This window comes from Chryseobacterium elymi, from assembly GCF_003385495.1.
Taxonomy (GTDB): domain Bacteria; phylum Bacteroidota; class Bacteroidia; order Flavobacteriales; family Weeksellaceae; genus Chryseobacterium; species Chryseobacterium elymi.
This window is the reverse complement of the sequence record NZ_QNUH01000001.1, coordinates 155,556-176,254: the sequence shown is the minus strand read 5'-3', so window position 1 is coordinate 176,254 and position 20,699 is coordinate 155,556. Positions and strand designations below refer to the sequence as shown.

The 20,699-nt window shown below is 37.2% G+C and carries 21 protein-coding genes; 7 read left to right on the top strand and 14 right to left on the bottom strand.

The genetic code is table 11. The features are described from left to right. Positions 1-2: 2 nt before the first annotated feature. The 3 genes from DRF60_RS00745 to DRF60_RS00735 form a co-directional block, all read right to left on the bottom strand. Complete coding sequence (locus tag DRF60_RS00745; protein WP_116010221.1) at positions 3-1,835, bottom strand: ABC transporter ATP-binding protein; 1,833 nt, start codon at positions 1,833-1,835, stop codon at positions 3-5. A gap of 190 nt (positions 1,836-2,025) precedes the next feature. After that, complete coding sequence (locus DRF60_RS00740; protein WP_116010220.1) at positions 2,026-2,946, bottom strand: M28 family peptidase; 921 nt, start codon at positions 2,944-2,946, stop codon at positions 2,026-2,028. A gap of 192 nt (positions 2,947-3,138) precedes the next feature. After that, positions 3,139-3,528 carry a DUF4293 domain-containing protein gene (locus DRF60_RS00735; RefSeq protein WP_116010219.1) on the bottom strand — a complete coding sequence of 130 codons (390 nt, stop codon included), beginning with the start codon at positions 3,526-3,528 and terminating at the stop codon, positions 3,139-3,141. Positions 3,529-3,673: 145 nt separating this feature from the next. On the opposite strand from DRF60_RS00735, the gene rho reads away from it, so the two are divergent. Both rho and DRF60_RS00725 read left to right on the top strand, forming a co-directional pair. Continuing rightward, the gene (gene rho, locus DRF60_RS00730; RefSeq protein ID WP_116010218.1) at positions 3,674-5,530 is read left to right on the top strand and encodes a transcription termination factor Rho; all 1,857 of its coding nucleotides are present in this window, start codon (positions 3,674-3,676) and stop codon (positions 5,528-5,530) included. Between the two features lie 262 nt (positions 5,531-5,792). Continuing rightward, positions 5,793-6,389: a superoxide dismutase gene (locus DRF60_RS00725; RefSeq protein ID WP_116010217.1), complete on the top strand. Its 597-nt coding sequence runs from the start codon at positions 5,793-5,795 to the stop codon at positions 6,387-6,389. A gap of 86 nt (positions 6,390-6,475) precedes the next feature. Here the strand turns inward: DRF60_RS00725 and DRF60_RS00720 are convergent, their stop codons facing one another. Then, on the bottom strand, positions 6,476-6,895 hold the full coding sequence (locus tag DRF60_RS00720) for a DUF6146 family protein (RefSeq protein ID WP_116010216.1): 420 nt from the start codon (positions 6,893-6,895) through the stop codon (positions 6,476-6,478). A 54-nt stretch (positions 6,896-6,949) separates the two neighbouring features. Further along, complete coding sequence (locus DRF60_RS00715; RefSeq protein ID WP_116010215.1) at positions 6,950-8,137, bottom strand: endonuclease/exonuclease/phosphatase family protein; 1,188 nt, start codon at positions 8,135-8,137, stop codon at positions 6,950-6,952. 244 nt (positions 8,138-8,381) lie between these two features. Here DRF60_RS00715 and DRF60_RS00710 point away from each other — a divergent pair, with 244 nt between their 5' ends. Together DRF60_RS00710 and DRF60_RS00705 are read left to right on the top strand one after the other, a co-directional pair. After that, positions 8,382-11,249: a carboxypeptidase-like regulatory domain-containing protein gene (locus DRF60_RS00710; RefSeq protein ID WP_116010519.1), complete on the top strand. Its 2,868-nt coding sequence runs from the start codon at positions 8,382-8,384 to the stop codon at positions 11,247-11,249. Positions 11,250-11,285: 36 nt separating this feature from the next. Next, a complete protein-coding gene (locus DRF60_RS00705; RefSeq protein WP_116010214.1) occupies positions 11,286-12,677 on the top strand; it encodes a DUF5689 domain-containing protein in 1,392 nt (463 codons plus the stop codon). A 93-nt stretch (positions 12,678-12,770) separates the two neighbouring features. Here DRF60_RS00705 and DRF60_RS00700 read toward each other — a convergent pair whose 3' ends face one another. Then, positions 12,771-13,229, bottom strand: coding sequence for a hypothetical protein (locus tag DRF60_RS00700; protein WP_116010213.1), 459 nt, complete (start codon positions 13,227-13,229; stop codon positions 12,771-12,773). 39 nt (positions 13,230-13,268) lie between these two features. Between DRF60_RS00700 and DRF60_RS21700 the strand changes: the two genes are divergently transcribed. Next, on the top strand, positions 13,269-13,391 hold the full coding sequence (locus DRF60_RS21700) for a hypothetical protein (RefSeq protein ID WP_262510851.1): 123 nt from the start codon (positions 13,269-13,271) through the stop codon (positions 13,389-13,391). Between the two features lie 60 nt (positions 13,392-13,451). Here the strand turns inward: DRF60_RS21700 and DRF60_RS00695 are convergent, their stop codons facing one another. The 6 genes from DRF60_RS00695 to DRF60_RS00670 form a co-directional block, all read right to left on the bottom strand. Further along, positions 13,452-13,922: a DUF6702 family protein gene (locus DRF60_RS00695; RefSeq protein ID WP_238639943.1), complete on the bottom strand. Its 471-nt coding sequence runs from the start codon at positions 13,920-13,922 to the stop codon at positions 13,452-13,454. A gap of 58 nt (positions 13,923-13,980) precedes the next feature. After that, positions 13,981-14,733 carry an LOG family protein gene (locus DRF60_RS00690; RefSeq protein ID WP_116010211.1) on the bottom strand — a complete coding sequence of 251 codons (753 nt, stop codon included), beginning with the start codon at positions 14,731-14,733 and terminating at the stop codon, positions 13,981-13,983. Positions 14,734-14,741: 8 nt separating this feature from the next. Further along, entirely contained in the window at positions 14,742-15,455 is a 714-nt protein-coding gene (locus DRF60_RS00685) for a nucleotidyltransferase family protein (protein ID WP_116010210.1), read from the bottom strand. Positions 15,456-15,529: 74 nt separating this feature from the next. Then, complete coding sequence (locus DRF60_RS00680) at positions 15,530-15,949, bottom strand: RapZ C-terminal domain-containing protein (RefSeq protein ID WP_116010209.1); 420 nt, start codon at positions 15,947-15,949, stop codon at positions 15,530-15,532. 82 nt (positions 15,950-16,031) lie between these two features. Next, positions 16,032-16,172 (bottom strand): GxxExxY protein, encoded by a 141-nt coding sequence (locus DRF60_RS00675; protein WP_238639942.1) that lies wholly within the window; start codon positions 16,170-16,172, stop codon positions 16,032-16,034. A gap of 32 nt (positions 16,173-16,204) precedes the next feature. Then, on the bottom strand, positions 16,205-17,224 hold the full coding sequence (locus DRF60_RS00670) for an aminoglycoside phosphotransferase family protein (RefSeq protein ID WP_116010208.1): 1,020 nt from the start codon (positions 17,222-17,224) through the stop codon (positions 16,205-16,207). Positions 17,225-17,459: 235 nt separating this feature from the next. Here DRF60_RS00670 and xrtF point away from each other — a divergent pair, with 235 nt between their 5' ends. Both xrtF and DRF60_RS00660 read left to right on the top strand, forming a co-directional pair. Beyond that, entirely contained in the window at positions 17,460-17,990 is a 531-nt protein-coding gene (gene xrtF / locus DRF60_RS00665) for an exosortase family protein XrtF (RefSeq protein WP_116010207.1), read from the top strand. Next, positions 17,977-18,414 carry an exosortase F system-associated membrane protein gene (locus tag DRF60_RS00660; RefSeq protein ID WP_116010206.1) on the top strand — a complete coding sequence of 146 codons (438 nt, stop codon included), beginning with the start codon at positions 17,977-17,979 and terminating at the stop codon, positions 18,412-18,414. Before xrtF ends, DRF60_RS00660 begins: the two co-directional genes overlap by 14 nt. A 177-nt stretch (positions 18,415-18,591) precedes the next feature. On the opposite strand, the gene DRF60_RS00655 is transcribed toward DRF60_RS00660, so the two are convergent. Continuing rightward, positions 18,592-19,593, bottom strand: coding sequence for a cation diffusion facilitator family transporter (locus tag DRF60_RS00655; protein ID WP_116010205.1), 1,002 nt, complete (start codon positions 19,591-19,593; stop codon positions 18,592-18,594). 53 nt (positions 19,594-19,646) lie between these two features. Then, on the bottom strand, positions 19,647-20,639 hold the full coding sequence (locus DRF60_RS00650) for an aspartate-semialdehyde dehydrogenase (RefSeq protein ID WP_116010204.1): 993 nt from the start codon (positions 20,637-20,639) through the stop codon (positions 19,647-19,649). Between the last annotated feature and the right edge of the window lie 60 nt (positions 20,640-20,699).

The window sequence follows — 20,699 nt, the reverse complement described above, 5'->3', positions numbered from 1 at the left end:
TCTTAGTCGAAGTTTTGAAGTTCAACAAGTTTATTATACATTCCTTTTTTAGCGATCAGGTCATGATGTGTTCCCTGTTCCACTACAATTCCTTTCTCCATCACTACAATCCAGTCTGCTTTTTGAATTGTTGAAAGCCTGTGGGCAATAACCAGGGATGTTCTGTTTTCCATCATTTTATCCAAAGCATCCTGAACGAATCTTTCAGATTCCGTATCCAGGGCAGAAGTAGCTTCATCCAAAATCATCACCGGTGGGTTTTTCAATACGGCTCTGGCGATAGAAACCCTTTGTTTCTGGCCACCGGAAAGTTTATTCCCATCATCTCCGATATTGGAATCATATCCATCAGGAAGATTCGAAATAAAAGCATCGGCATTAGCAATTTTTGCAGCCTCAACTACCTCTTCTTTGGTAGCATCAGGTTTACCCATAAGGATATTATTATAAACCGAATCATTGAACAATACAGACTCCTGAGTTACCATTCCCAGAAGTTGGCGGTATTCTTTTAATTTTAAATGTTTAATGTCAGTTCCGTCAATTAAAATTTCACCTTCATTCACATCATAGAACCTGGCCAGAAGGTTGGCAATCGTTGTTTTTCCACTTCCGCTCTGTCCCACAAGGGCTATAGTTTTTCCTTTCGGAATGATCAGCGAGAAATTTTTAAGGATGACATTGTCTTTATCATAATAAAATCCAATGTTTTTGAATTCAATTTGGTTGCTAAGAGTAGAGATAGAAACAGGCTCTGCAATTTCCTCTACCTTTAGATCATAATCAAGAACTTCAGCTACTCTTTCCAAACTTGCCATTCCTCCCTGGATAGAAGAAATTGCGCTGGAAAGCTTTTTAGCAGGATCCAAAATCTGAAAGAACATTCCGATGAAAACCAGGAAAGCCTGAGGTTTCATGGTCTGCTCTTCTAAAATCTGAGTTCCGGCATACCACGTTATGATAAGAATAGTAATAGAACCAAGGAATTCGCTCATAGGAGAAGCCAGTTCTCTTCTTCGGCTCATATCTATGGCAAATTTCTGCCAGTTGGTTGTTGTTTCGTTGAATCTGTTCTTAAGGATCTTATCTGCATTGAAGATTTTGATGACTTTAGACGATTTTAAAGTTTCATCTACCAGTGAAAACAGATTTCCGAGTTCAGCCTGCGCATAATGAGCCTGCTTTTTTAAGCTTTTTCCAGTCCATGAGATCAGTAATCCCATAACCGGGAAAACAACCAGTGAAAACAGGGTCAGCTGAGGAGACAGTAAAAATAATGCGATCAGTGAAGAAATGATCATAAACGGAGCATTGATGATATCTACCAATACACCCATAATTCCACCTTCTACACCCCCGATGTCATTGGAAATCCTGGACATCATGTCTCCCTTTCTCTGTTCTGTAAAGAAAGAAACCGGAAGCTGAAGGAATTTATTGTACATCGCAGTACGGAGATCCTTGGTAATACCTACACGGTAATTCACCAACAGGAAAGCTCCTATATACCTGAAAATATTCCTTAGTAAAAATGAAACTCCTGTAATTGCACACAGAACAGCAAGTACATAAACAGCACCATGCTGATCAATCTGCGTCTGTACAAAATAATAAGCTTTATCCTTTATATAGTTGAAATAATCGCCGAAGGCTCCGCTCCATACCGGTTCTTTTCCTTGTCTTTCAATTGTGCCGAACATCAGCCCCAAAATAGGAAGCATAGTTCCCACAGATAAGATATTGAGTAAGGAGTACAGTATATTGAAAAACATACTTCCGAAAAGGTATTTTTGATGCGGTTTCGCGAAATAAAGTATTCTTTGTAATGGTTTCATTCAAGAAAAATTGGATAGCAAAATTACGTAAAATTAAAGGAAAAGACGTTCTTAATCCTGTTTTACTTTAGTTAATATGTTTCAATTAGATATGTTTTGTTACAAACGTTTGTTTAATTTTCAGTGATCAGAAGGGTTCAGGGCATGAAAAAACCGCCAGTCCGGCGGTTTTGTTTCTGTCATTTATTATTTAAAATTTTACCTTGTCGTTATATTTCGGGGCAAAATTCTTTGGAGTCAGTTTTTCCAACGTTTTTCCAACGTTATTGATGATGGTTGTTAAATTATCAAAATCTACAACGTTTACATCATCACTTTCGTTATGGTAATGGGAAGCTTTCGTCATATCCACGGTAGAGAATGAGTGAGCAATGATCTTTTTCTTGACAAAGCTTACATTATCTGATCTGTAGAATAATTTTTGTGCAGCATAGGGATCGGAGTTGATTTTTAATCCGTTTGCCGCATACTTATTAAAAAGTTCATCAAAATCGGAAAACTCATCGCCTGTCATAAATAATGCATTTTTTCCGAACTGGGATTCTGTAGCTACCATTTCAAAATTGAAAAGTGCCGTCATATTATTATATACCTTATCCAAACCGGTATCTGTGGAAATTGCTCTTGATCCCAGCATTCCTTTTTCTTCACCGTTGAATGCCATGAAAACCATTGAAAATTCAGGTTTTTTATTTTTAAAATAATCGGCGATACCTGCTAAAGTGGTAATTCCGCTCGCATCATCATCTGCACCGTTATAAATGTTGTCACCGGTTTTTTCACTTGTCCCGATATGGTCGAAATGTCCTGAGAACCCTAAGTATTTATCTGTTTTTCCTTTTTTGATTCCACATACATTATAGGCTTTCTTTCCTTCATAATCGAAAGGGATCAGGTAAGAATTTCCTGTGCAGTATTCAAGATCGTTCTCTTTGAAAAGCTGCGCAATATATTCTGCAGCCTTATCATTTTCAGGAGTTCCGATCTCGCGGCCTTTCATTTCATCTGAAGCCAGGGTTGCAAGTATTGTGGTTACTCTTTCTTTTGAAACTTCCTGAGCAAACGTACATGCTGAGAAGAAGGTCAGGGCAAGGTAGGTTAGTTTTTTCATTTTTTGATACAATTTAAGAGGATCAGTCGTATTCTTAACGGAAATGTTGCATGAAATGATATAAAATTAGTCAGACGAGCTTACATTTGAATCATTAAGAATTTTTAAGGTGCTGGGCGAAATTAAGCAAATCATTACAATAAAAAAACAGCTCCTTTCGGAACTGTTCTCACTCAAAAAATCGTTGTAAGGCTATCGAAGTCGGTCTACAGATTTTACGAGCCTCTCATCTCTGCGGATATATACATTTGCAATAAACAGACAGATCACCGCGATCAATGGGAAAACCGGCTCAATACCCTTCTCAGGAATCTGAATTCCTCCGGATAAGTTTAGTAACCAGTACGCCAATACACCAATCAACAAAACGTTTATAATGATGCTGAATGTATTCAGCAAAATTTGTCTTTTTCTGTTTTTAAAACTGAAAATACTCAATGCTCCTATCAAAACCAGGGCAATACAGCTTATATCAATCACCGGAATATTGCCGAAAACGTCAACATCCTGTCCTGTAATGAAAAGGAAAACAGCAGCCAAAACCGCCAAAAGAGTCCAAATAGTCTGTATTCTCTGTAACATAGATTATTAAATACCTGGCAAAAATAACATAAATTTTGCACAATTCAAAAATAAGTGTAGATTTGCATTATACATATGTACTTGAAAACAAAAGTCACCGGACTTACTTTTCTTACTCACAATTAATTACATTTTTACATTAAGTATGTTTAACATAGAAACGTTAAGGTCAAAATCCGTAACGGAACTGACTAAAATCTTAAAAGATTTAGGCGTTAAAGTTGCTAGAAACAGCAATGATAATGATAAAATCTTTGCCGTTCTTGACTTTCAGGCTTCTAACCCTAAAGTTGCAAAAGATTATTTCAACGCCACAGAAACCAGTATGGATACTGAAGAAAAACCCGCAGAAAAACCTGCAAAGGCTCCTGTAAAAAAAGCAGCGCCTAAAAGACAACCTGCCAAACCCAAAGCAGAAGTAAAAGCACCTACTGAAGAAAGCCCTAAAGCTGAAGAGAAAGTAAAAGAAAAGGTGCCGGCTGCTGAAGAAATAAAGCAGGAAGAGCCCAAAGCAGAAACGGTTTCCGCTCCTGAAGAAAACAATTCAGCACAGGCTAGGAAAAAAAGAAAAAGAGTGACTGCTAACACAGGCAATACAGAAACTCCACAAGAAAGAGCAGAAGCTCCTAAAAATGCAGAACCTCAGGAATCTGCTCCATCAGAAGAAAAGCCTGCTACTTCCCAACCTCAGGCCAGATCCCAACAAAAAGGGCACAACAATCCGCAAAACAGCGGAAACCAAAATAAGAACCCTAATCAGCATCAAAACCAAAATCAGGGTCAGAATCAAAATCCAAATCAACACCAGAATCAGAATCCAAATCAGCAAAGACAACATGCTGACAGAAATGAGGAACATCATTCTGAACAGAGAAAAGAATTCAGTTTTGATGGGATGGTAAGTATTGAAGGGGTTTTGGAAATCCTTCCGGATAACTACGGATTCCTTCGTTCATCGGATTTCAGCTATATCTCTTCTCCTGATGACGTGTATGTATCTACAGCACAGATCAGAAATTTTGGTTTGAAAACCGGAGATACGGTTAAAGGAATTGTAAGACTTCCAAAAGAGGGTGAAAAATACTTTTCATTATTAAAGCCTACGGAAGTAAACGGACGTGATCTTGCGTTCATCAAAGACCGTGTTGCCTTTGAATATTTAACTCCGCTTTTTCCTGAAGAGAAATTCAATCTTACAGGAAATGGTTCTACGCTTTCAACAAGAATTGTAGATCTTTTCGCGCCTATCGGAAAAGGACAGAGAGCGATGATCGTTGCACAGCCTAAAACAGGTAAAACGATGTTGCTGAAAGATATTGCCAACTCTATTGCAGCCAATCATCCTGAAGTGTACATGATGGTTCTTCTGATTGACGAACGTCCTGAAGAAGTTACCGATATGGAAAGAAGCGTAAATGCGGAAGTTATTGCCTCTACATTTGATGAAGCAGCAGACAAACACGTAAAAGTGGCGAATCTTGTTTTAGCAAAAGCTCAGAGAATGGTAGAATGCGGACATGATGTAGTGATTTTACTGGATTCAATTACAAGATTGGCGAGAGCTTATAATACAGTTACACCGGCATCAGGTAAAGTTTTATCAGGTGGTGTGGATGCTAATGCTCTTCACAAGCCGAAAAGATTTTTCGGAGCAGCCAGGAAGATTGAAGGGGGTGGTTCATTAACGATTATTGCTACTGCACTTATTGATACCGGTTCTAAAATGGACGAAGTAATCTTCGAAGAATTCAAAGGAACAGGTAATATGGAACTTCAGCTGGACAGAAAGATTGCGAACAGAAGAATTTATCCGGCGATCGATCTTGTATCTTCAAGTACACGTAGAGATGATCTTCTTTTAGATGAGGTGACTTCACAGAGAATGTGGATCTTCAGAAAATATCTTTCCGAAATGAATCCTGTAGAAGCAATGGAATTTGTAAATAAAAACATCAGAGGAACTTTAAATAACGAGGAATTTCTGATGTCTATGAATAAATAGATTAATTTAATTGTTAATAAGGCACGGAGATCAGCTGATCTCCGTGCTTTTTTGTAAACTTTCTCTAGGTTTGAGAGTCTGACTTTGAGCCATGCTTTAGACTATAATAACCTCCATCTTCTAGCTTGAGCCTTCATACTTATAAAAATTAATTCATTCTAAATCAATATATCAATGTTAAAGATTTATTAAAGTAACTCCCACTTTTTGATAATAGCTTAAATATTGGCTAAATTTGGATATAACATTAAAAATAAAAATTATGTCATTTGAATTACCTAAATTAGGATATGCATACGATGCATTAGAGCCGACTATTGATGCAAAAACTATGGAAATCCACCATACAAAACATCACCAGGCGTATATTGACAATTTAAATAAAGCTATTGAAGGAACTGAATTGGCAGGAAAAACTATCGAAGAGATCTGCCAGACAGGAACTGATAAGCCAGCAGTAAGAAATAACGGAGGAGGGCACTTTAACCATTCTTTATTCTGGGAGATCTTAACTCCGGGAGGAAGCAAAGAGCCTGTAGGAAATGTAAAAGCAGCCATTGAAAATTATGGTGGTTTTGAAAAATTCAAAACTGATTTTTCTGATGCTGCTAAAACCAGATTTGGTTCAGGGTGGGCTTGGCTGATCAAAAATACAGACGGATCCGTATCTGTTTCCTCTACTCCAAACCAGGATAACCCATTAATGCCTGTTGCAGATGTGAAAGGAACTCCGGTTCTTGGATTGGATGTTTGGGAGCATGCTTATTATTTAAACTACCAAAACAGAAGGCCTGATTATGTTTCAGCATTTTTTGATGTTGTGAACTGGGATAAAGTGGAGGAATTATTCAACAAATAATTTTTAGCTATTATAAAAATAAAAGGTTCAGAAGAAATTCTGAACCTTTTTTATTGTAGATCAAATGTATAAAAAGTAGTGTTTATTTATCTAAAAGCATCACTTCCGGAAAGCCCATTCATTCTTAGTCCGTATTTCCAGCTGACATAAGCAAAGACCTGGTACAGCTTATACTCGAATTTTATTCCGTAGTTTTCTCTTTGGTCGTAATCTATACCTGACTCTATGATATTCCGGTATTTTCCTGAATTGTAGTAAGAATTCCATTCAGCAACCAGGAATGTATTCTTTGTTTTCAGATAAGATTCTGAATACTGGCTTATTGGTTTTGCTACCGCATTCAGAAAATAATCGAACTGGGTATCAATCACAGTAAGTTCCCACTCTCCGTCTTCATTCTTAGAAGGCTTCAATTCTGATTTTTCTTCATCTTTCTTGGGGCTGTTCTGGGAAAAACAGCTGAAAGGAATACTTGCGAAGAAAAGCAGGATAATAAAATTTTTCATAATAAGAACATTGATATAAGAAATAAGCACTCAAAATGAGTGCCTAAGTTAATTTTATGGTTCTTTCTGAAGAATAACAAATGCCGGAAAGTGGTCACTATATCCTCCTGTAAACTGATCTCCGTTCCACGACCTGAAAGGATACCCTTTATAATTGCCTTCTTTATTCACTAAATAAGGCGGGGCAAAGATCTCTGCTTTATATACAGAGTATTCTTTTGTCACCTGATCAGCTATTAAATTTTTGGAAACAATAATCTGGTCAAAAAGGTTCGGAGCATCCTGGTAAGCGAGTGAAGCGATCCCTTTTTTATATAAAGGATACATTAAATTAAGATATGGTGTGGTTTCACTCAAATCTTTAGGGCTTGCAACAGCTTTTAGATGATTTTTCAAACTTGGGCTCACAGGATCATCATTAAAATCACCCATTGCAAAAAGTTTAGTGGAAGGGTCTGCTGCTCTTACACTGTCCATCTGCTGTTTCAGTAAAGCGGCAGCAGCATTTCTTTTAGGTAATGAAACGGCTTCGCCGCCTCTTCTTGATGGCCAGTGATTCATGAAAAATGCAACCTTTTCATTATCGAGGAAACCTGTTACGACCAAAATGTCTCTTGTGTATTCTCTTTTACCATCATTACCGAAAATTTTTAGTTCTTTTTTCAATGAATTGGTTGGGGTAAATCTTCTTTTCTGATAAATTAATGCAACATCAATTCCTCTGTAATCATAAGAATTATAATGAATAATTCCGTAATCATATTTGGCAAGAACAGGCTGCTTTATCAAGTCTTCAATGACCTGCCTGTTTTCAACTTCAATAAGTCCAACTACTGCAGGTGCTGTTTTTGTATACTGTGCACCCATTTCAGATATTACCTTTGCTTCGTTGGCAAGCTTTGCCTTATAAATTTTAGTATTATAATTTTTACTGCTGTTTGGCGTAAATTCGTCAGAACCACTTTGATATCTTACTGCTTTTTTACCCATTAATGCACCGTCACTCCAGGGGCCGTCATGTTTCTCTGCTTCTAAAAACTTAATGGAATCCATTGGAATGCTTCTGTGGAAAGCCGGATTACGGATGTCTTTAGTACCATCAATATAATCCGCAGAACGGATGGTGTCCCAAAGGTTTTCAACATTCAAAAAGCCAACAGTAGCTACTTTCCTAAGTTTTCCCTGTTGTGCAAAAGCCATTATTGAAAAAATAACAGCCACAAAACTCATAAATCTCTTCATCCTCTAGAGTATTAAAATTATTTAAACTACAAATTTACCTTTTTTTAATTCACTCCATTTAAATATTTGTAAATTTAAAACAAGATAAAACAATTCTCTTATATAATGAATCTTAAAAGGCTGCCATGTTAAGAAAAAATATTGTTAAAAAAGTTGAAGATTCCAAATTTTGACTAAATTTGTGCCCCCAACTTTTAAACTGTTGAGAATTAATAAGAAAAGTATTAAAAAAAATAATATACTCATGATTAAAAAATTATCATTAGTCTCTTTATTTACTTTACTTCCTGCTTCATTCTATTTTGCGCAGACTACTGTGTTTGCGTATCTTAAGGATGCTGATGGAAAGCCTGTTGAAAGGGCGGAAGTAGATCTTAAAGGGAGCGAAAATGATGTAACGGCTGACAAAATTGGATATTTCCAGTTTGTAGATCTGCAGCCGGGCCATTATCAAATTATGATTACGAAACCCAACTTCGAAACCAAAATGATGGAGTTTGACGTAACCAATGAGAAAAGAAAGGATCTAGGGGTAATAACTCTATATTCTGCACTTACCAGTGCAGATCAGGGATTAGCTATTATTGATAGTGATGGTGATGATGAAGACAGCAACAGCGGCCAGGCATCTACGGTAGGTTTGCTGCAGTCGTCTCAGGACATTTTCAGTAGAATTGCTGCGTTTGATTTAGGATTCTATTGGTTCCGTCCAAGAGGGATTGACGGTAGAATGGGAGAGACCATGCTTAATGGTATTTCCATGATAAAATCTGATAACGGAAATGTAGATTTCGGAAACTGGGGCGGTCTTAACGAGATTACAAGATACCCTGAAATCTCCTCCAACCATTCTCCGTCTGAATACGCATTTGGTGGAAACAGTTCGGTTGTTTATAAAAATACAAAAGCGAGTGAGTATAGAAAAGGTTTTCAGTTTACTCAGTCTTTAACCAATAGAAATTACAGAAACAGAACTTCTTTAAGATACAGCTCAGGAATGAGCAAATCAGGATGGGCATTTACTGTAATGGGAGCAAGACGATGGGCAGAAGAAGGTATCCAGGACGGAACTTTCTATGATGCTTACGGAACTTATTTAGGAATTGAGAAAAAGTTTAGTGACAAGCATTCAATGACATTCAACTTTATCGGAGCACCTTACAGAAGATCCACTTCAAGCCCGAGCACCCAGGAAGTATATGATTACAGAGGAGTACATTATAATTCTTATTGGGGATATCAGGACGGAGAGCAGAGAAGTGAAAGGGTAAGAAAAGGTTTCCAGCCGATCTTCCAGATTCAGGATTTCTGGAAAATCAATAAAAAATCAAGTCTTTGGACATCTGTTTCTTATCAGTTCGGGAAAGACAAAGGTTCCCGTTTAGACTGGCAGAATGTTCAGAATCCGTCTCCTACCTATTACAGGAACTTACCAAGTTATTACGATTCTTTAGATCCTAATGCTTCTATTACCAATCCTGACGGAACAACCACCACTGCACAGGATGCTTACAGAACAGCGCTGGCAGCATGGCAATCAGGAGATACAAGCGTTACCCAGCTGGATTGGAATAAGCTTTACAGAAGAAATATGCAGCAGGCTCCGGGAACCTATTATGGGCAGACTGGTAAAAGAGCTTTGTATTACATGGTAAATGATGTAAGTGATGATAAAATCTGGAACGCTGCAACGCACCTTATACATAATTTTACCGATACGACTAAATTCTTATTAAACGTATCATACCAAAACTACTATTCTGAGCAGTACAGAGAAGTCAATGACCTTTTGGGAGCTGATTTTGTACTGAACAGAGACCCGTTTGCTGCTACCAACCAGCCGGGAAAATCAGGTTTGTTTAATGAAGGTGAAGATAATGTAGCAAAAAGAGTAGGCGACAAAATGGGTTATGACTACATTTTCAGAAGACAAGAAGTGAAAGTGAACCCGGGATTAAAATTCTCAACCGGAAAGTTTGATGTATTTGTTTCTGCCATGGCAGGATATTCATCTTCCAACAGAGAAGGTTTGTTCAAACATTATTTATATAAAGACTCTTATGGAAAAGGAGCTGATTATAACTATTGGAACTACGGTCTGAAAGGGCAGGTTATCTATAAGCTAAACGGAAGAAACTTCCTTGTTTATAATGGTGCTTATTATTCCCAGGCTCCTTATCTGGAAGATTTATTCGTTAATCCGAGAGTAAACGGATCCGTGGCTCCGGGAGTGAAAAATATGGTAGTAAATGCCAATGACCTTAGCTACGTTATTTCTTCTCCATTCCTGAAATTGAGATTGACAGGTTATTTGGTGGATACGGATAACGAAACTACCGTTCAAAGATTTTTCGCAGATGGTATCCCGTTGAAAAGTGTTGATGCGGACGGTAACCAAACCAACGTTCAGAGTGCATTTGTTTCCCAGATCATGACGGATGTAAAGAAAAGAAATATGGGCTTGGAACTGGGAGTTGACGTGAAGGTATTGCCTACACTATCTCTACAAGGTCTGGCAAGTATCGGTCAGTATACCTATCAGAATGATCCAATGACTTATTTTGCTTCAGACGCAGTGGGGGCTTTTGGAAATGGACTTCCTTACACAAGCATGGGTAAATCTTACCTTAACTCTTACCGTCAGGGAGGAACTCCTCAGCAGGCATTCTCTTTAGGTTTCCGTTACAATAACCCTAAATACTGGTGGGTAGGTGCCAACTGGAACTATTTTGATGAAAATTATCTGGATCCTGCTTCTCTGGTAAGAACAGAATCATTTGTACAGAATGATAATACAGGGACTCCATTTTCCGGTTTAACAGAATCTGAGCTGAGAAGAGTTTTACAGCCGAACATACTGCCTTCCTCTTTCTTCTTGAATGCTAATGCAGGAAAGTCCTGGGTAATTGGTAAGTATTATGTATTAATTTCTGCGACTGTAAATAATATCTTAGATAACAGAAAGTATATCACAGGTGGGTTTGAGCAGACCAGAAATGCTAAATATCCTACTTTCTCTCAGGATCTTGACAGAGAGTTTACTTTGTTTGCACCTAAATACTGGTACACCCAGGGAAGATCATATTTTGTGAATTTACAGCTTAGATTCTAATAATCAGTCAACTAACTACTTTTAAAAATTATTAAGATGAACATAAAGAAATACTTAAGTTTAATAACAGGAGCTGCCTTTGCAGCCGTTGCTATTACCTCTTGTGTACAAAAAGACGAGTGGGAAACACCACCCATTAAGTGTGAAAACAAATTTCCTTCGCCCAACATCTCTCTTGCAGATTTTAAAGCTCAGGCTCCGGCTACAGGATATCTTTTGATTACTACCGATCAGATTTTTGACGGATATGTAATTTCTTCTGACGAGAGCGGAAATTTTTATAAAACAATTTCTTTCCAGGACAAGGCTGAAAACCCTACTGCCGGTCTCCAGATCGAAGTTGATAAATCAAGTAACTATGCAGATTTCCCTGTAGGAGCACACATCAGAATTAATGCCAAAGGATTGAGACTGGGTATCGACAGAGGAACGGTAAAAATAGGTTCCGTAGATCCTACTTATGCTATCGGAAGAGTTCCAGCATCCCTGGTAAGCAGATATGTTTCCGGAGTTTGTGGTGGTAACGGTCTTGAAGTGGTCAATATTAAGCCGGTTGAATTGCCTAATCTTGCTGCAGCTAAGAGCGAGCAGTATATCAATACATTGGTTAAAGTTTCTAACACCCAGTTTTCAATCGGTGATATCTATCCTGTAAACAAAACTTATATCGATTATGTTGCAGGAGCAGGTGTAGATACAGACAGAACATTGGAGGATGGTTCAGGAAACTCTACTACTATAAGAAACTCCGGATTCTTCTCTGAAGGAGCTACTTTATTACCAACAGGAAACGGAGATGCTACTTTCGTAGTGAGCCGTTATAATTCTACATGGCAGATGCTTATCAGAAATACGAAAGATATTAATTTCAAAGGAACCAGAATAGATGCTACTCCGCCTAAAGGAGGTACTGCAATTACCTATTCAGGATCTTTCCTTGAGAACTTTGAAAGCTATGCAACCACTCCTGCCAACCTGGAAGTATTCCCTAAGTATATCAACGATCCGCTTTTAGGAAACAGATACTGGCAGTTGAAATCGTTTAGCGGTAATAAATACATCCAACTGGGAGCCAATTCCGGAACAGGGCCATATACTACTTACTTCATCGTGCCGGTTGACTTTACAGTTGCAAATACATTGAAATTTGATGTGAATGTTGGATTCTGGAACGGGAATGCCTTAAAAGTATACTATAGCACCAACTATACGCCACTGGGAGACATTACGGCTGCAACGAAAACGGATATTACCTCTGAATTTACAATTCCGCAGACGCCAACTAGTGGTTACGGAACATTAGCTCCTGCGGGGACTTATACTATTCCAAGTACATTGACAGGAAACGGATATATCTTATTCGAATATACAGGAAACGGAAGTGGTGTGACTACAACTGTTCAATTAGACAATATTCAGATTCAATAATCTAAATCTGATATTTTAAATACAGGTCGTCTTGTGAAAGACGACCTTTTTCATTTGCCAGGTCTTAAAATAAATTTACAAAGCAACCAGAATCTATTCACTTACGAGATTCATTTTTACCTCATAGTCAATATCACTTTTATCATATTGAAATGGTATTTTGAGTAATGACCATCCGACATCATAATAATCATAATTTTTATAGATATGATATTTACTCAAAGAATCTGTAATGTCAAATTTGTCTAATATGAGAAATCCATTTCTAATATTGAGAGAATCATATATAACAAGATATTTTCTTCCATTAATAAACTCTCCGTCTTGATGGGCATTTCTAATGAATCCTTTCTCATATTTGAATCTAAAATCATTTCCTTTGTTACGTGCTCTGTCTCCATAATAATCAGAAGTTATTTCTCCTACGGTATATTTGGCATTTTTAAGTATTAATGCTGTTGGCGGGCTTATAGCCTTATACTTTAAAAAATATATGATCCAGCCTATAGAGCAGATTATTATTATTAATAGGAGACCCCTCTTACTTTTCATGAGAATTAATTATTTTATTCCTGGTTAATAGAATTTCTTGTGCCGTTAGCAACTGTTTGTACAGTAGTTTCGTATAATAAGTTTCCTGCAACAGACATGCACAATGGTATTGGTGATATAGAATACGATTTAAAAACGGCCTACGAAGAAGTGTTCAGGTAAAGGTAAAAATAAAAACCACTGCAGATGCAGTGGTTTTTTTATTTTTAAAATTTATTCTGTTTAGAAAGAAACTTCATTTACTTCCTTGCCTCGCTGGAAGTTCATTACTTTCTGACTTCCTTTGTAAGCAACACTAACAATGTTGATCTGCTTAGGAAAGGCGCTTAAAAGAATAGTGTTTTTAATCTTTAAGGTATTGATATCGGAAACACCACCGGTCTCAAAATATACCCATACAGTTTCTCCGCTTACCTGACTTCCGGTGAAGGTTATAGTTTTTGGAGATCCATTGACGAACACATCAAAATTATTATTTACATATTTTTTTACTTCTGCTTCAAATCCTGCTGTACTGGGATTGATTTTAATAGCATCAGAAATATGGTTGGTATTCATTTTTGTGGTAAACTTCAATGTTTTGCTTCCATCTATATAATCAACTTTAGTCATTGAAGAGAAAAAGTCTACATACATAAAACTCATTAACACAAAAAATGTTAAAATTCCTGATATATATAAAAGTTTTTTCATCTTAATTAATAGATTTACAATCATTCTTGCTAATTATAGGTCACAAATAATATGCCAATTAAAAATTTACGTTCACAGAATATTTATCATAGAATGCCTTGATGTGTGCAACAGCCTCGTCAGCCGTGTCTACCACACGATATAGTTCTAGATCATCTTCGGCAATCATTCCTTCTTTTAACAGTGTTGCTTTGAACCAATCCAGCAATCCGCCCCAGAATTCACTTCCTACCAGAACAATCGGGAACCTGCCTATTTTATTAGTCTGAATCAAAGTCATTGCTTCCGTAAGCTCGTCCAGGGTTCCGAAACCTCCAGGCATTACTACGAATCCCTGAGAATATTTCACAAACATTACTTTTCTTACGAAAAAGTAATCGAAGTTCATAGAATAGGATTTATTAATGTACGGGTTAAAATGCTGTTCAAACGGCAGGTCAATATTAAGTCCAATAGATCTTCCCTGGGCATTAAAAGCTCCTTTATTTCCAGCCTCCATGATTCCCGGTCCGCCTCCGGTAATGATTCCGAAGCCCAGCTTGGTGATCTTTTCAGCAATCTCAACAGCCATTTCGTAATATCTGCTTTCAGGCTTCAGTCTTGCAGAGCCAAATATAGAAACGCATGGCCCTATCTTAGCCAGCTTTTCATACCCGTCCACAAATTCAGCCATTACTTTAAAAACCATCCAGCTGTCTTTGGTGATGGTTTCGTCCCAGGTTTTCTGTCTGAGACTGTTATGAAGTTTTGTTTCGTTAATATTAAGTGCAGGATTTACTAAACTTTCATCCCTGGTTCCATCCATTTCCATTGCAAAAATTATTTAAAATATTTCTCGGCTTCTATTACAGATTCCGGTCTTCCGACATCTATCAGAATGCTGTCATGTACAAATCCGTGAATATGTTCAGTCTGCATCAGGTCAAGATATTCCTCCATAACAGAAAACTTGCCGGTTCTCTTTATTTTTTCAAAGATAGCAGGGTTGATACAGTGAACACCACTGAAGGCAAGAGCCTTAAAGCCTTTGTTGAATTCCGCAAGCCTCTGTTCTCCCGACTGTACATTAAGCCAGCCTCTCAAAACCATATCATCATTGAAAAGCAGCTTTCTGGAGCTGTCTCTATCAGAAACCGCTAAAGTAGCGAAATCTTTTATCTTTTTATGGTATTCAACAAGAGCATCAATATTGATATTCGTTAAGATATCCGCGTTCATGATCAGAAAATCTTCCCCGTGATCGAGGAATCTTCTAGCAAAAATCAAGCCGCCACCGGTTTCCAGCAGCTCATCCGTCTCATCTGAGATTTCAATACTGCATCCGAAATTACTGTTTTTATTTAAAAATTCAACAATCTGATTTCCAAAATGATGGATATTGATCACAAAATCTTTTATTCCGAAGCCTTTAAGATAATTGATATTTCTTTCCAAAAGCGGTATGCCGTTTACAGGAACCAGTGCTTTTGGATGGTTGTCTGTAAAAGGTTTGAGCCTTGTGCCTTTTCCGGCTGCGAAAATTAAAGCTTTCATATAGTATAGATAATGAGTGATTAGTAATGAGTAATTTCAGAAGTAGATGAACAAGTAAAAATATTACTTATTGTTCAATATCCATTACTTATATTCAGTTGGTGCTGTTCATCGTGGTGAAGGCTTATTTCTATTCCTTCAGGATATTTTTCTTTGATGAATTCGGCAATCTTGATCGCAGAATATACAGATCTGTGCTGCCCTCCTGTACATCCGAAATTGATCTGAAGATCTTCAAAACCTCTTTCCAGATAATTGTCGATATTGATTGAAATAATGGATTTTACCAGTTCGAGAAATTTCGGCATTTCTGTTTTTGTCTCAAGATACTCCTGGACCCCAATGTCATTACCTGTTTGGATTTTGTATTCTTCAATTCTTCCCGGATTTAAAATTCCTCTGCAGTCGAAGGTAAAACCTCCACCGTTTCCTGAATTGTCCTTAGGAATTCCTCCTTTTTTGTATGAAAAACTGTGTATATCGATGTGTAGCATTATTTATATTTTTTATTTAAAAACCATTAAGATTTATTTAGTTTTTTAAGGTAAGTTAAGATTTTGATAAATCAAAATTTAGTCAGGAATATCTTTTAATGAGCTTAATCTTTAAACATTCTTCATAAACACTTTCCGGAAGACGGGGACCAAGAACTTTATGTACTTTAATAGCAAAGCCCGTAATTTCATGTGATAATTGTGTAACTTCTTTCTTTGTCATAAGCTTAATACTCTTAAACAACTAAATAAATCTTAATGATTCAAAATAGCATTAATTTTCAATTTTGATTCTTCCGAAGACAGTTGTTCTATCACTTTCTTCAGTTCCGGATAGCCCTTCATATATTCCCAGGTTTGAGTAAAATGGGTGATGTTTTGAATGCCTTTTTCAAGGCTTGCCATAAAATGTTGCTTCCTTTGAATCAGCCCTCTGAAGCCATAGGCTCCAAGTACCTGCAGAAATCTCATCATTTGAATTGGTTTCACCGATTCTTTTAGTTGATGTTGAACCGCTTCGTTTTCAAACTGTCCGATATAATAATCAAGCATCTCATTTTTAAAATCTTCCGGGAAATTTGCCTTAGCCTGGAAAAGGAAAGAGATTACATCATATATCAATGGTCCTTCCATAGCAGATTGGTAATCGATAAACGAAACTTTACGATCTTCATTCACCATAATATTCCTTGCCTGAAAATCGCGGATCATAATTCCTTTGGGTTCAAGATCTTCAATAAGTTGGGAAATCTGTTTAAATTCTTTCAGTAAGACAGATTTACGATATTGCAGTTCCAAAACATCAGCTACAAAATTTTTAAAATAATACAGATCATGGATAACTGGAAGCTCGTCATACCTTTCATATTCAAAAGTTTTTGAAAAATCAATCTTCCCCTGAGTCCGGATCTGAAGCTGGAAAAGCTTTTCTAGTGTTTGCTTTACCAATGTTCTTACGTTATTGGAAAGCCCTTCTGCTGCGATAACGTCTGAAAGGGTCTGTTCTCCGAGAAATTCCTGTATATAAATCTTTCTGTTATCTGAAACAGCAAAAATATCAGGGGTGTTTAGGCTAAGCTCTGAAAAGATTTCAGAATAATAAAGGAAGCTTTCGTTTTCCGGGATATTTTCATTGCTGGTGACAATATATTTCCCGGTGTTGGATTTGGCCAGAAAATTCATCCTCGCGGAACCACTTTGAGCCAGCGTAACGAACTCAGTAGATGGTTCACCCAGATAATTTTCAAAAAATCGTTTTGCGTTTTCGGAAGTCATAATATGGAAACAAATATACTAATTTAATGGGAGTTTGTTGTTCTGGTTGTTTTGGTTGTTTGAGGGTTTGAGAGTATTAGAGTTGGAGTAGGATTATCAGAGGATTTGGAGTTCTGGATGATGATTAAGAGTTGATGCGATTTAAATTATTTTGTAAAATCTAAAATCTTGTGTCTGAAATCTGAAATCAAATATTTATTAACCTAAGTATCAGTCTAATTTCTATCTTTGCAGTATGTTAAAGGATTTTAAACCGGTTTTAAACATTTTGCTGAGGTTCATCGTTATCTACCTGGTGCTGCTTCTAGGGTACCAGTTTTATCTGAACAGCGGTAAGGCCAATGGGCTGGATTCTTTTTCCCGCATGATCGCCGATCAGGTTGCATCCATTCAAAATGCTGCGGGATTTCCTACACTGCTGTATGATGATGTGAAAAATGAGCAGGTTTGGTTTTATGTAAAGAAAAATTACGTAACGAGAATGGTGGAAGGGTGTAATGCTGTTTCCGTCATGATCTTATTTATAGCCTTCGTTTTTGCATTTTATAAAGGTGCTAAAACGTATATTTTTGCTTTGGCCGGGCTTGTTTTGCTTTACATTATGAATCTCCTGCGAATCGTAGGACTGAATATCGTTATGGTAGATCATCAGGAATATGGAAAAATATTCCATGATTTTATTTTTCCGGCAGTTATTTACGGAACTGTTGTGGTTCTTTGGCTGGTGTGGATCAAATTCTTTGCTTTAAAAAATGAAAATTCTTAACTGGCTTTTGGTGATAGCAGGAATCTGCGGTCTTATAAGTGTGCGGATGCTTGAAGGCAAAATTTTCTATGATCCTTTTCTTGAATATTTTCATGAAGCTATTAAAAACATTGCATTTCCCCGGTTTGAATGGGGAAAATTAATTGCAGGGCATCTTTTCAGATTTATGCTTAATCTTGCTTTTTCATGCCTGATCATTCAATGTCTTTTTAAAAACCGCCGGTGGACGGCGCAGGGAGCATTGCTGATTATCATTATTTTTGCTATTACTTTCCCCATCTATCTTTACTGTATACATGATAAGTTCGAGATAGGGTATCTTTTCTCTTTTTATATGAGAAGGTTTGTAATCCAGCCGCTGGCTTTGCTTTTAATTGTTCCCATGTTTTATTATAGAAAGCAGTTAGAAAAAACAGGCGAATAGACGGGAAGACTCATTAACGTACAAGTTGCCCAAGTTTTAGAATAAGGTTAAGATTGGAAAATGTCAATTGTGAATGTTGCTTCGCAAGTGAATCGTGAATGGGCTAAGACATTAGATGATAATTCATTAATTACTTATTGTAAACCAGTAAACTCGAAAACGCTCTGACTCTCAAGCTTAGTCTATGGTATGTTTGTCTATACTGGTAACATTTTCCGGGGTCCATTCTACTCTTTTTACAAAATCTTTTTCGCGGACAGGGCAGTCTTTGATCTGGCATACAGGGCATGATACTGTTTTGCAGTCGTCCATATGGAAATTGAATTCTACACTTCTTTTTGTGTTTTTAGCTAAAAGAAGAATCATTTTTTCCATTTCATTGTGAGCTTCACGAAGGCTATAGTACCAAGGTAAAGTAATATGGGCATCAATATGGAGATTGGCGCCGAATTGCTGGATTTTCATATTGTGAACATCGATCCATTCTATTTTTCTGTTCTCTTCGAGTACTCTGATAATTTGGTTAAGGAGATCAGGGTCCTGTTCGTCCATAATACCACTTAGAGATTTTCTGACAATCTTATAGCCGACATAGATGATGTAAAATCCAAAAATAAGAGCCACAACTGAATCAAGCCAGTAAATTTTAGTGAAATAAACAATAACCAAGCTTATTACAACGCCTAATGTCGTGATGGTATCAGACTGAAGATGTTTTCCTGATGATACAAGAACCAGCGAGTTTTCTGCCTGTCCTTTTTTAATGGAAATATATCCCAGGAGATAATTAACAACAGCGGTTGCAGCAATGATCCATATTCCCAGATCTATTTTGCTCAGTGTTTTTCCTACAACAAGGCTGTTGACGCCTTCATAGATGATCATGATGCCCGCAATGGCTATTAAAGCTCCTTCAATACCGGCTGTTACAAATTCTACTTTTCCGTGGCCATAAGGGTGGTCTTCGTCTTTGGGTTTTGCGGCAAGATGGAGGGAGTAAAGCCCCATAAACGCACTGATAACATTCACTACGCTTTCCATGGCATCGGAAAAAACAGCATCTGAGTTAGTAAGTTTCCAGGCAATAATCTTTCCTACAAAAAGAATAAGCCCAAAAGCGGCAATCAGCTTTTGAAATCCTATTTTGTTTTTGTGGGTAATGGTCTTTTTATTTTCCATAGTTTGATAAAAAAAAGAATCTCAATTCTGAGACTCTTTTTTATTTTGTTAGTTTAAACTAAGTTGTTTGCGACAAGGTATTCTGCAATCTGTACAGCGTTCGTTGCGGCTCCTTTTCGCAGATTGTCTGCTACGATCCAGAGGTTCAGTGTTTTGGGCTGTGAAAGATCCCGTCTTATCCTGCCGACGAAAACTTCATCTTTACCTTCGGAGTACAGCGGCATGGGATATATGTTGTTCTTAACATCGTCCAGTACAATTACTCCCGGAGTTTCTGACAAAATTTTCCTTACTTCATCCACTTCGAATTCATTTTCAAACTCAATATTTACACTTTCAGAGTGACCTCCCTGAACAGGGACTCTTACTGCAGTTGCCGTTAAATTAAATGTATCATCACCTAAGATTTTTTTAGGTTCTTTCATTAATTTAATTTCTTCCTTGGTATAATCATCATCTGCGAAAACGTCACAGTGGGGTAAAGCATTTTTGAAGATCTGGTTCGGATATACTTTGGCAACGGAATCATCACCTTTGATTTCAGCATTAAGCTGATCTACAGCAGCTTTTCCTGTTCCTGTTACAGACTGGTACGTAGAAACAACCACTCTTTTCAGGTCATACTTTTTATTCAATGGGCCCAGAACCATTACCAGCTGAATGGTAGAGCAGTTGGGATTGGCAATGATCTTGTCTTCTTTAGTCAGGACATTGGCATTAATTTCCGGAACAACCAGCTTTTTGGTAGGATCCATTCTCCATGCTGAAGAATTGTCAATCACAGTGGTGCCGGCTTCAGCAAAAAGTGGTGCGAATTCAAGAGAAGTAGATCCTCCGGCAGAAAAAATGGCAATATCCGGTTTGGCAGCTATAGCGTCTTTCATGCTTACGATGGTAAATTCTTCCTGTTTATACTTCACCTTCTTGCCTACAGATCTTTCGGATGCTACCGGAATTAATTCTGTTACAGGGAAGTTTCTTTCTTCCAAAACTTTCAGCATAACTTGTCCAACCATTCCTGTTGAACCGACTACAGCTACTTTCATTGATTTAATTAAAAAATTTAAGGTTAAACTATTACAAAGTTATAACTCATCATTGATAAC